Here is a 13,896-nt window from a genome sequence, read left to right on the forward strand (position 1 = left end):
AGTTACAAATTTTTCAGCGCCAGTTTAATAATGTCCTCGACGCTAAGAGAAGGATCTTGGGAAACGATTTTGTCCACTACCTTTTCGGACTGTCTTCGCACGAAACCAAGAACCTCTAAAGCAGATAACGCTTCTTCCTTGCTTGTATTGTTTTTTTGGAGGGAAACTTCGTCCATATCGAACACTTTCAAAATTTTGTCCTTAAGGTCGAGAATCACACGTTGGGCGGTCTTGGCTCCTATCCCCTTGATTGCCTGTATGGAAGGTACATCGCCGGATGCGATGGCCTCCTTAATTTGATCTGGTGAAAGGGACGATAGCATCGTGCGGGCAGTGCTCGAGCCAATTCCTGATACTGAAATCAGCAAACGGAAGATTTCCCGTTCAGACTTCTCCATAAAACCGAATAGCGTATGGGAGTCTTCCTTTACTTGAAGATGGGAATAAATTTGAATGCTCTCCTCATCTTTGATCAAAGAGAAGGTATGAAGCGAAATGTTTAAAAAGTAGCCCACACCATTGCATTCCACCACAACAAAGGTGGGGTTCTTTTCTACCAGTTTTCCTTTAAGATGTGTTATCATTTATGGGTTGGTTTTACTTTTGGGGTTAATCTGTTTCTCCCATTTTGGCCTTTCTTCGTTTTTCTCGCTCTTGGGCATCAATCACCGCGACAGCTGCCATATTTACCATTTCGTCGACACTTGCCCCCAACTGAAGAATATGGGCAGAGCGTCTTAATCCGACCATCACCGGACCTATTGAATCCGCATTGTGAAGGCCTTTTAACAGCTTGTAGGTGATATTGGCTGCCTCTAGATTCGGAAAAATGAGCACATTGACCTTTCGACCTGCCAATTTCGAAAATGGAAAATTGTTGTTGCAGAGCTCCTGGTCTAAGGCAAAATCGGTCTGAATTTCCCCATCGACGACCAATTCTGGATTTTTTTCGTGTAAAATACGCACAGCTTCCCTCACCTTCTGTGCATTCGGATGGTTGGAAGACCCGAAATTAGCATAGGACAGGAAGGCCATCACGGGGTCAAAACCAAAGGTTTTGGCCACATTGGCGGTCATCAATCCAATTTCGGCCAATTCTTCGGCACTGGGGTCTACATTGATTGAGGTATCTGCCAAAAAAAGCGGACCCCTATCGGTTATCATGATGTTCACTGTGGAGGCGTTTTTAACCCCTTTTGCCCTTCCCAGCACCTCAAATACGGGACGCAAGACTTTAGGATAGGCTCTTGAATATCCCGATATCATTCCATCGGCATCTCCTTCCAATAACATCATTGAGCCGAAGTAGTTTCGTTTCCCCATATTAATACCGGCGCTGTACTGGGTTTCTCCTTTGCGCTTTCGGGATTCCCAAAGTTTTATGGCATACTGGGCCCGAATTTCCTTGGATTCATCTGATCGTGGGTCGATAATGGGTACTTCAGCATCAAAATCCAGCTCTTTTTTCAGCTTTTCAATGGTTTCCCTATTTCCCAATAAAATAGGTTGTGCGATACCTTCATCGTGAACAATTTGGGCTGCCTTTAGAACATCCAAAAGCTCAGCTTCCGCAAAAACAATTCGTTTCGGATTTAATTTGGCCCTGTTGTGCAACAGTCGCACTACTTTGTTGTCATTTCCGGAACGCAGATACAACTCTTCCTCATACCTTTTCCAATCCTCTATGGGTGCTTTGGCCACACCACTTTCCATAGCAGCCTTGGCCACCGCGGGAGGGATTTTCGTAATCAAACGTGGATCAAAGGGTTTGGGAATAATGTAGTCCTTCCCAAAGGCTAAGCGAGTAGTATCATAAGCAATATTGACCTGTTCGGGTACAGGTTCACGAGCCAAGTCGGCCAATGCCATTACAGCGGCCATCTTCATTTCTTCATTGATCTTGGTCGCCCTTACATCCAAAGCTCCTCTGAAAATAAAGGGGAAACCCAAAACATTGTTCACCTGATTAGGGTGGTCTGAGCGTCCCGTGGCCATAATGATATCCTTTCTGGTCTTGCAGGCCAAATTGTACTCAATCTCTGGGTCGGGATTCGCCATGGCAAAAACAATGGGGTCTTTGGCCATGGATTTCAGCATATCAGGGTTAAGGATATCAGCGATGGACAATCCAATGAATACATCGGCATCCACCATGGCTTCTTCAAGAGTGTCAATTTTTCTATGGGTCGCAAATTCTTTTTTCTCAATCGTAAGGTTTTCACGATCCAGACGAATTACCCCCTTACTATCGAGCATTACGATATTTTTAGCGTTAGCTCCAAAAGCTTTGTAAAGCCTACTGCAAGAAACTGCGGCAGCACCTGCCCCGCTTACCACTATTTTTACGTCCTCTATTTTTTTTCCTGTGATTTCCAATGCATTCAATAATGCAGCAGCGGAAATTATAGCCGTACCGTGCTGGTCGTCATGCATCACAGGAATGTCCAACTCAGCCTTGAGTCTGCTTTCTATCTCAAAAGCTTCAGGCGCCTTAATGTCTTCTAAATTAATTCCGCCGAAGGTTGGTGATATGATTTTTACGGTTTCGATGAACTTTTCAACGTCGGTGGTGTCCAGCTCAATGTCAATTCCATCGATATCTGCAAATATTTTGAAAAGCAAGCTTTTACCTTCCATCACTGGTTTGGAGGCCTCTGGCCCTATGTTGCCCAGTCCCAATACGGCCGTTCCATTGGAAATTACAGCAACTACATTGCCCTTGGCGGTGTATTTATACACATCATCCTTATTACGCTCAATTTCCAAACAAGGTTCAGCGACTCCTGGGGAATATGCTAACGCTAGGTCACGCTGGGTTGCGTAGGGTTTGGTAGGTACCACCTTTATTTTTCCTGGTTGGGGTTTGGCGTGATATACCAAAGCTTCCCTGCGCTGTTTTTCTTTGTTCATGCTCTCGAATTGAAAGTGTAAATTTAGAAGTTATTCTTTGATCGCGATGAGATTATCCCATAAATGAAAAAGACGCCAGCTTTACTGGCGCCTTTGAATGGAATACTTTTATCTGTTACCAGAAAGAACCTACTATTATAGCCGTAATAATCAAAAGTATAACTGCCAAATATCGATAATTTTTATACCAAGGCAGACTCTTGAGTTCTTCAGTTTCCTCTGTGAACAAGGTTTTCCTATAGGTGTATTCTGCCACCTTTTCAGCTGGAGATGGAGCCGTAGCAAGACTGACTACCACATGTATCACAACACAGATTACAAATAACCAAGACGCCTTGGCCAAGAAGTGAATCGCATTTATGGGCTCGATCCAGCCAAAAATCTGTGAAAGAATCGTGAAAATGGCCAATCCAAAACCTATAAGCAAGCTTACGATAGACCCAGTACCGTTTGCCCTTTTCCAAAAGAGTCCCAGAAGAAATGTAGATACTGCGGGCGGACAGGTATAGGCGATTACCGTTTGCAAATATTCCCAAAGGGAATCGCTCACCGTTTCAATAAAAGGTACCCAGAGGATAGCAAGTACCACAAGAATCAAAGTGGTTATTTGCCCTGATCTTACCAATTGCTTACTGGTCAAAGAAGGTTTTAACTGTTTTACAAAATCCATGGTGACCAAGGTCGAGGCCGAGTTGAATGTAGCGGATACGGACGACATCATCGCAGCCATCAGTCCTGCTACCACCAGCCCCAATACCCCGGTAGGTAGTAGCTTGAAAAGCAACACCGGATAGGTAAGGTTTGGACAGTCGGACAAGTCATCACAAATACTTCCGTCCGTTAATTCATAATTTAAGCTGGAAATATCGAGGGTATTGAACAAAATCAAAGCCAAAACCCCAGGAACCACCATGATGAATATTACAGGAAGTTTGAGCAATCCAGCAAAAAGAGCACCCCAACGACCATGGTTCAAATCTTTTGCTCCCAATACGCGCTGCACCATAAACTGGTTATTGGCCCAAAAATAGAATCCCAGCAACGGAATACCCGTCAATAAGGACCATCCCGGAATCTTATCATTGGAAGGTCTAACCAGACTAAATACATCATCCGATGTTTGGGGAATATATTGACCCGCCTCAATTTTTTTGTCAAAATTCACATCACCATTGGCTAACATCGCATCCAAATTTTCCATCATGGCCGACCAGCCTCCCCCCATTCGGTCAAATGCGAAATAGGTTAACAAGCAAGATCCAATAATCAGCAATACGGCTTGGATTACCTCGGTCTGAATTACAGAATTCAATCCACCAGGAATGGTATAAGCGGCAGCGGCAACCGCCAGCAACACTAATATCAATGTAGAATCCAGTTGTGGAAACAAGAGGGTGAGTACGATTTTACCAACATAAAGTCCCGCTGCGGTATCCACCAAAACATTGCCCACCACTGTGATAAATGAGAAATAATATCTAGATCGACTGTCATAGCGCCTTTCCAAAAATTCGGGCATGGTATACACTCCGGATTTTAAGTAAAAAGGCAGGAAAAAAATGGAGAAGAATATTAAGATTATCACGGCATACCACTCGTAGTTGTATACACTCACATCGGTTTGAAATGCATCCGATGCCAATCCAACTAGGGTGGAACTTGAGATGTTGGCAGAGAAAAGCGCAATCCCCACAATAGGCCATGTCATGGTCCTACCTCCTAAAAAATAATCCTCTGAACTACTGCGTTTTGATTTTGATATTCCATAAATGATGATTCCGACCAGGTAAACCAGAATTACCAACAAATCCAAGGTTTGTAATTCACCCATAATTGTATTGATTTAGTTAGTTAGTTATCTTGTTTAGGATTCCAAAATTTATGGGGTCCTAAAAATTAAGGGGCCAAAATTGCATTTTCAGCAGTACGGCCCGGAATCTAATATAAGATATTTAGCTATTCCTTAAAAAAAACTTAACATGAAATGCCGGAAAGGCTTCAGCGAAATCGTTGTAGTTGGTTTTCAATACTTTAAAAAATCAACGTTTCGCTGCAAGCCGGAGAATTTTGTGCGCTTCACCGCGGATTTTTTGAACAATTTTTTGAAAACATCTTCGGTGATTTCCTCCCAGTCCGATTTGGACATCGAAAGCAATTCCGGATGAGGGTCAAACAGAGGTTCACTATGGGATTTTGAGAATCGATTCCAAGGGCAAACATCCTGGCAGACGTCACAACCAAACATCCAATCGTCAAACTTGCCTTTAAATTCTGAAGGAATCTCATTCTTGAGTTCGATGGTAAAATAGGATATGCATTTGCTTCCATCGACCACATAGGGTTCCACTATGGCCTCTGTTGGGCAAGCATCTATGCAAGCTGTACATGTACCACAATGGTCAGTTACTGGAGTGTCGTACTCCAATTCCAAGTCCACGATGAGTTCGGCGATAAAATAAAAGGAGCCCACTTGCTGAGTTAGGAGATTGCTGTGCTTTCCCATCCAGCCCAAACCACTTTTGGCGGCCCAAGCCTTATCCAAAACAGGGGCTGAATCCACAAAGGCTCTTCCGCTAACCTCTCCGATTTCTTCCTGTATAAAATGTAACAAACTTTTAAGCTTGTCCTTTATCACAAAGTGATAATCCGTTCCAAAAGCATATTTCGAAACCTTATACGAATCTGGATTTTGCTCCTTGGAAGGATAATAATTGAGTAGTAATGAAATTACCGATTTTGAGCCTTCCACGAGCTTGGTAGGGTCCAACCTTTTGTCGAAATGGTTTTCCATATAGGCCATTTCACCATGCCTATTTTGCTTGAGCCATTTTTCAAGTCGAGGGGCTTCCTCCTCTAAAAACTCAGCTTTGGAAATTCCGCAAGACAAAAAACCGAGGCGCTTGGCTTCGGTTTTTATGATTTGTGTATGATGTCTTCTCGAATTCAGGGTATTGAAATGTAACTTCTGCTAAGTTACAACTATCAATAGTTATTTGTTTGCTGTCTCAGGTCCAATTTTAGTTGACAGTTCTTGAATTGAATTCACAGGGAATCCTCCTTTTTCGGCATGCTTTCGAATCAACTCTTGATCATTGGCCTTGTATAAGCAATATACCTTATCATCTGTGACATAACTATGCAACCACACAATATCATCTCCCATTTCCTTTAAAACCGAACAGGATTTTTGGGAAATGCCCCTCAACTGATCTTGGGTTAAATTTCCCGCATCAGGAATTTCCCGCTCTATCAAATAGGTTTTCATTGTTGCATTTTTCTTCTTTTCCCTTGCCATCTTAACATAAACCACCTCGCCCCCTTGTTCTTGGGCTTTCAGATGATTTGTAGTAAAAAAACAACTAAAACAAATTGCTGTACATAATGCCAAATTTTTCATGATTTCTGGTTTTAAAATTCTATACCAAAACTACTCTATCCACACCTTGGGGTCTGAAAGTATTGAACCAAAAAATACTAGAAATGGCTTATTTATCTATAGTGATTTTTGATAGGTCAAAGGGGAAAGTCCGAAGCGTTCCTGAAAACATTTTGTAAAATACGAGGCGCTACTGAAGCCCACATCGAAGGTAGTTTGTGCTATGTTCCTGTCCGTTCTTAGCAACTGCAAAGATCTTAGCAATCTGTGTTCTCTAACCAATTCATTCGGGGACATTCCCATAAGGTCAGTACTTTTTCGATACAGCTTTGATTTGCTCATAGACATCCGGTTGCAAAATTCAAGTACCCCAAAACGATGATTCTCGGTATTTGCTGAAAGCGTATCCATCAATAATTGAAGGATATTTTCATCTCTTGGGTCTATGCATTTTAATGCTTTACCTCCTGTTTTATCGGAAGTGTCGTCCTTATAAATCTCACGAATTATGGAAGCGATGACTATTTCATCATTCGCGCTAGTCTTGCACAAGTGTTTTGCCATTTTTACAGTATCCCCAAAAAGCTCTTTACTTTTTGAAACGGGCATGCCAGCATTTAAGGCGATTCTTAGCCCCAATGGCTCAGAAGCAATGTGGATGTCCTTTTTTATGGCCAAGGCACAGTCCACTGCTTGGGAAACCGATACAAATGAAGCCACATAAGCCTCATCCTTTAATTCCACTTCCCTTCCTTCGTGAACTTTAATCTGTTTCCGCATGATTTCAGTAAATAGTGAAATCAGTCTTTCTGCTTTTTCTGGCCCCAATTTGTGACGCAACAATAAGGCATCCGTGATTTCCGAAACCAAAATGATACGAAATGCAGGGTCATTAAAGATTTTGAGTCCGGAGTCGTCAGGGTCATAGTACCCCTCAGGGTCTGCAATTCTACCCAAAAATGCCTCGACAACATTACTGTCCACCTGAACTATTTCATGGGGCATAAGTCCGTGGGCCCTGTCATGCATCTCCTTTACAGCTTTTTCATTGGGTGCATCGATCAAACAAAAAGCACTACCTCTTTCCTCATCTACCCAATACGTCATACAGCGACATCCGTATTCATCCTGAATTTTCAAGTCCTCACGATGCGCCTGGGCAGCATGCTTGGCCTCTATTCCTGGAACAATATGTCTATCCATATATATGGGCACAGCGAGTTTGGTTTTATAAGGGTATCAAAATTGATTCAAAAGACTTTCTTCCTTCTAAAGAAAAGCAACTATTGCTCTTCAAAATAAAAAAAATGGTTCAAAAAATAGCAGAAATGATTCACCATCAACTAGTTGAACTTGAGAGCAATAAACAGGTAATTCTCAAAAAGTGTTTAAAACAAGCCAGATTGGGCACCTCCTTTTAACTTTCCCAAATGTTTATAAGCCAGTTCGGTTACTTCACGTCCTCTGGGGGTTCGCATGATAAAACCTTGTTGAATCAAGAAGGGTTCGTAAACTTCCTCAATGGTTTCGGCACTTTCGGAGACTGCGGTGGCCAAGGTGGTAATTCCAACAGGGCCTCCCTTAAACTTATCAATAATGGTACTCAGTATTTTGTTGTCCATTTCGTCCAGTCCATGAGCATCTACATTCAAGGCCTTCAAGCCGAATTTTGAAATTTCCAAATCGATGTTGCCATCACCCTTGATTTGGGCAAAATCACGAACCCGTCGTAAAAGCGCATTGCAGATACGTGGCGTTCCCCGACTCCGGCCTGCAATTTCTATAGCCGCTTCTTGGGTAATGGGAACTTTCAAAATCCCCGCACTTCGCTCAACAATAGTTGACAATAGTTCTGTATTATAATATTGCAAGCGACTTTGGATTCCGAATCGAGCCCGCATGGGTGCGGTGAGTAATCCTGAACGTGTGGTGGCCCCAATAAGGGTAAAAGGACTCAAATTGATCTGGACAGTTCTTGCATTCGGGCCAGTTTCGATCATAATATCGATTTTATAGTCTTCCATGGCGGAATACAGGTATTCTTCGACTATGGGACTCAATCGATGGATTTCATCAATGAAAAGGACGTCGCGTTCTTCCAAATTTGTCAAAAGACCTGCTAAATCCCCAGGTTTGTCCAAAACCGGACCTGAAGTTATCTTGATACCAACACCCAGTTCATTGGCCAAAATATGGGCCAAAGTGGTCTTTCCCAATCCTGGAGGTCCATGGAAAAGCGTGTGATCCAAAGCCTCCCCTCTTAAATTGGCAGCTTGAACAAAAACCTTCAAATTTTCCAACACTTGCTCCTGCCCTGTGAAGTCATCGAAGGTAATCGGCCGCAAAGCTCTTTCAATTTCGAGTTCTTCTTGGGAAAAATTATCGGTGGTCGGATCTAAGTTCTCATTCATACCTCAACAAATATAGTTGAAAACGGCTCCTCCCTAAAAACCGAACGACTAAAATACATTTCCAAAAAGGCGATTGAGGAAGTTCGGCGCCTAAGCCTTAACTTAGATACAGAAAATTGCACTCCCTACAATTCTACATTTATGGTCACCCTCGATTATTCACTAGGAATTCTCCAATATATCCCATTCTACTATGTTATCTGGTCTGACGATTTGCTCTCTGCTTCGGAAATATCCGTTGTGCAGAAAACCATTGAGGAAGATTCGTCTTTGGATACCTCTGACAAATCACAGCTATTGAAATGGTTGAATAGGGACAGTCCTCCGACCGAAGAAGAATTTAAAAAATGGAAGCAAACCATTTCCAATTCCCAAATAAAACTGGTTGAAAGTGACACCTACCCTTTGACTTCATTAAGTCAGAGATTGGGCAATGTATACTGTGGGGACTGTGATTTCAATGATCACTTAAAGCATATTGAAATCAATCTTGGCATTCAGCCCAATCATTACAATCATCTTTTTCATGTGGAGGTAATCCACGAAAAAACATCTAAGCAGTACAATGCCAATGAGCTCGACAAGATTCTTATGGGTGAGCATAGAGCCGTTGTTGAGAAGTTCCGAGCTTTTTTAAAAAACAATGTCTTTCAATGGCAAATTGAAAGAAATAAGGAACTTCTACGAGAATCCATTTTGAAACAAGTGCAACAGCTTGGCGAAAATGGGTATGGCGCACTGGCCTATCCCAAGGAATACGGCGGAACCGGAAACATGCCTGCCTATGGTGCCATTTTTGAACATTTGATGTATTTGGATGGTAGCCTCGCCGTGAAATTTGGTGTTCAGTTTGGCCTTTTTGGAGGCAGTATTCAAAAATTAGGGACCAAAAAACATCATGATGCCTATCTCTCAGATGCGGGAACCACAAAATTATTGGGATGTTTTGCTATGACAGAAACGGGGCATGGGTCAAACGTAAGGGGCATCAAAACGACTGCTACCTACGACAAGAGTTCGGACGAAATCGTAATCCACACTCCGGGCAAAAATGACAATAAAGAGTATATCGGGAATGCGCTTCATTCGAAAATTGCGACGGTTTTCGCTCAATTGATTGTTGATGGAAAAAATGAGGGAGTGCATGCCCTAGTAGTTCCCTTGCGAAACGAGCAACATGAGTTGTTTGAGGGAATCACTGTAGAGGACAATGGGTATAAATTAGGATTGAACGGAGTGGACAATGGCAAGATTTGGTTCAATCAAGTTCGCGTTCCTCGTACAAACTTGTTGGACAAGTACGGTGCCATCTCTGAAAAGGGAACTTATACGTCTCCTATCAAGAATCCCAACAAACGCTTTTTTACAATGCTGGGCACTTTGGTGGGTGGAAGAATTTGTGTGGCCAGAGGTGCCTTGGGCGGTGCTAAAATGGCGCTCGCCATTGCTGTAAAGCATGCCCTAAACCGTCGACAGTTCAATGACAGCATAAAAGTGCAAGAGGATTTAATCATGGATTATCCAACCCATCAGCTGCGTCTTACTCCTGCTGTTGCCGCTTCTTACGTATATCACTTTACGTTGGAGGAAATGATGAAATCTTACAGTGATGAATCGCAACCTGACAAAAGAAAGGTGGAAACACAAGTAGCGGGATTAAAATCCATAATCACCTGGTATGCCAACAACACCATTCAAGAGTGCAGGGAAGCCTGTGGAGGAAAGGGCTATTTGGTGGAAAATCGAATCCCTGATTTGAAGGGCGATGTAGATATCTTTACCACTTTTGAAGGAGACAATACGGTCTTATTGCAATTGGCCGCGAAAGGTGTTCTTTCCGATTTCAAAGCAGAGTTCAACAGTGCAGGCTTTGCCTCTGTATTGAAATTGCTTCGAACACAACTTTCAGACCGCCTCAATACATTAAATCCGATTTATGCCAATAAGGTCGATGCTGAGCATTTGTACAATCCAAAATTTCACAAGCATGCTTTCGATTATCGAACGCGCCGCCTCACCTATACCTTGGCCATGCGCATTCGAGACTACATCAAAAAAGGTGTTCCATCTTATCAGGCGTTTTTGAAAGTGCAAACACATCTTATTGCCCTAGGAAAAGCATATAGTGTTGAATTGGCGTACAACACTTTTTCCAATGTTTGCGAATCGATGGAAAATATGGAATACAAAAAACTCTTCACCAAATTGGGAACGCTGTATGCTCTAGATCAACTCAATCAAGACGCTCGCTGGTATTTGGAACAGGGGTATATTGGCGGAACAAAGTCAAAAGCCATTAGGCAACGGGTAGAACGTTTGTGTACCGAGCTTCGCCCGCATATAGAAGTATTGGTAGATGGTTTTGGCATTCCAGAGCATTGTCTTACTGCTCCAATAGCCAAGTAAGACGATTACTCCACCTTTTTAAGGAGTTGGGAGGTATCCGTAAACTCAAGGACTGTAATTTGGGGATTGCCATAGAGCGAGGTGCGTGCATTTCCCTTGGAGGAAAGCTCTATATCGCGGTAGGCGTTCAAACGAACGCTAGCAGAATTTTCCAATTTGGCAATAACGCTTCCTGCTTCCATTTTTTCCCCTTTGAACTTTCCATTCCCTGTAACTTCCAACTGCATTCTGTCGGTAGTGCCTTCAAGGGTAAGTGATGCATTTCCATCCAAAGACACGGTATTGGCTTCGTTGACAGCATAGACATAGGCTTCGGTTCTATTGTTCATGCTCACATTCAACGAATCCACATCCACATTGAACTCAGCTTTGCTCATGTCTTCCAAATTAATGTCCATGACGGCCGCGCTTGCCTGTAGGTTCAATCTTGAATCAGCAAAACCATCAACGAACAGTTCGTCGCTATTGATCATTCCATCGGAATTGATACTACCCTCCTTGGCAGCAATAGCCTTCAACTCGGTGTAATTGACAGTGATGTCAAACTGTTTCTTTGCTGTAACATCATAAAACGAAGTGATTACCAATGTGCTGTCCTCAACCTTGAACTTCAAGATATCTATCAGGTTGTCATCGGCCATTATTTCATAACCTGGACCAAAAGATTTCTTCAGGCTAATGTCCAAATCAGAATTTAACTGAATAGCGTTGAATGCTGGCAGTTCTTCATTTACTTCAGTGACAACACGACTCCCCTTGATTTTGGGTTTTCGCTGCGAAAACATCATTAAAGGAAGTATAAGCAGAAGGGCAAATGCTGTTCTTTTCACAGGTGTTCTTTTTAGATGGGTGGACTAAAGATATTATAATTAGCCTACAATTGCCATACCAAAGTCCCTAAACAAAAAACCCATCCTTAAGGATGGGCTTTCTTATCTGTTAGTGAACCTAGTGATTCAGTTCTTCCTCATTTTCTTGCAATGGCGTGGTCTGCGGGACAAAATCCTGTCCAGGAAGAATATACTCTCCATTGTCATAGGTCTTACTGTAGTCGTAAGCCCATCGATGTACATGCGGAATTTCCCCATGCCAGTTTCCATGAAAATGCTCTTGCGGTGCAGTCCATTCCAAAGTTGTAGCTTTCCAAGGGTTTTGTGGACCTCTTTTTCCATAGAAAATACTTCTAACGAAGTTAAAGGCAAACACCAGTTGGGCCCCAGCTGTAATCAATGCAAAAACCGTCATCAATACTTGCACGTTGGTCAATTCATCGAACATGGGGAAGGCTGTATTCTCATAATAACGTCTCGGTACTCCTGCCATGCCCACAAAGTGCATCGGGAAGAAAATTCCGTAGGACCCTATTGCAGTAATCCAGAAATGGACATAGCCCATGTTTTTGTTCATCATTCTACCCTGGAACATTTTTGGGAACCAATGATACACTCCGGCAAACAGCCCATATAAGGCCGAAATACCCATTACCAAGTGGAAGTGTGCCACCACAAAGTAGGTATCGTGTACATTGATATCAAGCGTACTGTCACCCAATATGATTCCTGTAAGCCCCCCTGTGATGAAGGTAGAAACCATACCAATGGAAAAGAGCATCCCTGGATTCAGCTGGAGGTTTCCTTTCCATAAAGTGGTAATCCAGTTAAATGCTTTTACTGCGGATGGTATTGCAATCAATAAGGTTGTAAATGTAAAGACAGACCCCAAAAATGGATTCATTCCTGAAATGAACATATGGTGTCCCCATACAATGGTGGACAAAAAGGCAATGGCCAAAATAGAAGCTATCATGGCACGATATCCAAAAATTGGTTTACGTGCGTTGACCGCCATTACTTCGGATACAATACCCATTGCAGGCAGAATAACAATGTATACCTCCGGATGCCCCAAGAACCAAAATAGGTGTTCGAAAAGTACAGGGGAACCTCCTTGATAATGCAATACTTCTCCTTGGATAAAGATATCTGAGAGGAAGAATGAAGTTCCAAAGCTTCTATCCATAATCAACAATAGGGCTGCTGATAAAAGAACCGGGAAAGAAATAACCCCAATGACGGCAGTAACAAAGAAAGCCCAAATGGTCAAAGGTAGACGCGTCATGGACATTCCTTTTGTTCTAAGGTTAAGCACGGTCACAATATAATTCAATGAACCCAGTAAGGAAGATGCAATGAATATTGCCATGGAAACCAACCACAAGGTCATACCTGCCCCCGATCCTGGCTGTGCCATAGGCAAAGCACTCAAAGGTGGGTAGATGGTCCACCCAGCAGCAGCGGGTCCTGCTTCAACGAAAATTGAAATAACCATAATCACCGCTGACACAAAGAACATCCAAAAGGAGAGCATATTTAGGAAGCCTGAAGCCATATCCCTGGCACCAATCTGCAATGGAATTAATAAGTTACTAAAGGTACCGCTCAATCCCGCTGTAAGCACAAAGAACACCATGATGGTTCCGTGCATGGTCACCAATCCCAAGTAAATATCGGCATCCATAACACCGTCAGGAGCCCACTTGCCCAAAAATGCTTCAAAGACAGAAAAAGATTCTCCTGGCCATGCCAATTGCATTCTAAAAAGCAATGACATTGCAATTCCAAGGAAGCCCATAATCAAGACACCCGTAATAAGATATTGCTTGGCAATCATCTTATGGTCTTGACTAAAGATATATTTGGTTACGAAGGTTTCTTTATGATGATGTCCATGATCGTCATGTCCGTGTTCGTGTCCAATAGCTGACATAATCTTTCTAAATTTTTTATTATAGTT

General features: G+C 42.6%; 10 protein-coding genes. 1 reads left to right on the forward strand and 9 read right to left on the reverse strand.

What is annotated here, in order from left to right:
• Positions 1-2: 2 nt before the first annotated feature.
• From ruvA to ruvB, 7 genes are all read right to left on the reverse strand, one after another.
• A complete protein-coding gene (ruvA, locus tag EW142_RS10130; protein WP_130613494.1) occupies positions 3-584 on the reverse strand; it encodes a Holliday junction branch migration protein RuvA in 582 nt (193 codons plus the stop codon).
• Positions 585-609: 25 nt separating this feature from the next.
• Entirely contained in the window at positions 610-2,910 is a 2,301-nt protein-coding gene (locus tag EW142_RS10135) for an NADP-dependent malic enzyme (RefSeq protein ID WP_130613496.1), read from the reverse strand.
• Between the two features lie 115 nt (positions 2,911-3,025).
• Positions 3,026-4,741, reverse strand: a complete 1,716-nt coding sequence (locus tag EW142_RS10140; RefSeq protein ID WP_130613498.1) for a sodium:solute symporter — start codon at positions 4,739-4,741, stop codon at positions 3,026-3,028.
• A 192-nt stretch (positions 4,742-4,933) separates the two neighbouring features.
• A complete protein-coding gene (queG, locus tag EW142_RS10145; protein ID WP_130613500.1) occupies positions 4,934-5,857 on the reverse strand; it encodes a tRNA epoxyqueuosine(34) reductase QueG in 924 nt (307 codons plus the stop codon).
• 42 nt (positions 5,858-5,899) lie between these two features.
• The gene (locus EW142_RS10150) at positions 5,900-6,307 is read right to left on the reverse strand and encodes a DUF4242 domain-containing protein (protein WP_240740195.1); all 408 of its coding nucleotides are present in this window, start codon (positions 6,305-6,307) and stop codon (positions 5,900-5,902) included.
• Between the two features lie 96 nt (positions 6,308-6,403).
• Positions 6,404-7,489, reverse strand: a complete 1,086-nt coding sequence (locus EW142_RS10155) for a nickel-binding protein (RefSeq protein WP_130613501.1) — start codon at positions 7,487-7,489, stop codon at positions 6,404-6,406.
• Between the two features lie 185 nt (positions 7,490-7,674).
• A complete protein-coding gene (gene ruvB, locus EW142_RS10160) occupies positions 7,675-8,697 on the reverse strand; it encodes a Holliday junction branch migration DNA helicase RuvB (protein ID WP_130613503.1) in 1,023 nt (340 codons plus the stop codon).
• 141 nt (positions 8,698-8,838) lie between these two features.
• Between ruvB and EW142_RS10165 the strand changes: the two genes are divergently transcribed.
• Entirely contained in the window at positions 8,839-11,103 is a 2,265-nt protein-coding gene (locus EW142_RS10165; protein WP_130613505.1) for an acyl-CoA dehydrogenase family protein, read from the forward strand.
• Positions 11,104-11,108: 5 nt separating this feature from the next.
• Here EW142_RS10165 and EW142_RS10170 read toward each other — a convergent pair whose 3' ends face one another.
• Together EW142_RS10170 and EW142_RS10175 are read right to left on the reverse strand one after the other, a co-directional pair.
• The gene (locus EW142_RS10170) at positions 11,109-11,933 is read right to left on the reverse strand and encodes a GIN domain-containing protein (RefSeq protein ID WP_130613507.1); all 825 of its coding nucleotides are present in this window, start codon (positions 11,931-11,933) and stop codon (positions 11,109-11,111) included.
• A gap of 118 nt (positions 11,934-12,051) precedes the next feature.
• Entirely contained in the window at positions 12,052-13,869 is a 1,818-nt protein-coding gene (locus EW142_RS10175; protein ID WP_130613509.1) for a cytochrome c oxidase subunit I, read from the reverse strand.
• Positions 13,870-13,896: the final 27 nt, after the last annotated feature.

The organism is Flagellimonas allohymeniacidonis (genome assembly GCF_004296335.1).
Taxonomy (GTDB): Bacteria; Bacteroidota; Bacteroidia; order Flavobacteriales; family Flavobacteriaceae; genus Flagellimonas; species Flagellimonas allohymeniacidonis.

Coding starts and splice junctions, on each gene's coding strand:
- ruvB (WP_130613503.1), bottom strand. CDS start 8,697: ATGAATGAGAACTTAGATCCGACCACCGATAATTTTTCCCAAGAAGAA.
- EW142_RS10155 (WP_130613501.1), bottom strand. CDS start 7,489: ATGGATAGACATATTGTTCCAGGAATAGAGGCCAAGCATGCTGCCCAG.
- EW142_RS10140 (WP_130613498.1), bottom strand. CDS start 4,741: ATGGGTGAATTACAAACCTTGGATTTGTTGGTAATTCTGGTTTACCTG.
- ruvA (WP_130613494.1), bottom strand. CDS start 584: ATGATAACACATCTTAAAGGAAAACTGGTAGAAAAGAACCCCACCTTT.
- EW142_RS10150 (WP_240740195.1), bottom strand. CDS start 6,307: ATGAAAAATTTGGCATTATGTACAGCAATTTGTTTTAGTTGTTTTTTT.
- EW142_RS10135 (WP_130613496.1), bottom strand. CDS start 2,910: ATGAACAAAGAAAAACAGCGCAGGGAAGCTTTGGTATATCACGCCAAA.
- EW142_RS10165 (WP_130613505.1), top strand. CDS start 8,839: ATGGTCACCCTCGATTATTCACTAGGAATTCTCCAATATATCCCATTC.
- EW142_RS10175 (WP_130613509.1), bottom strand. CDS start 13,869: ATGTCAGCTATTGGACACGAACACGGACATGACGATCATGGACATCAT.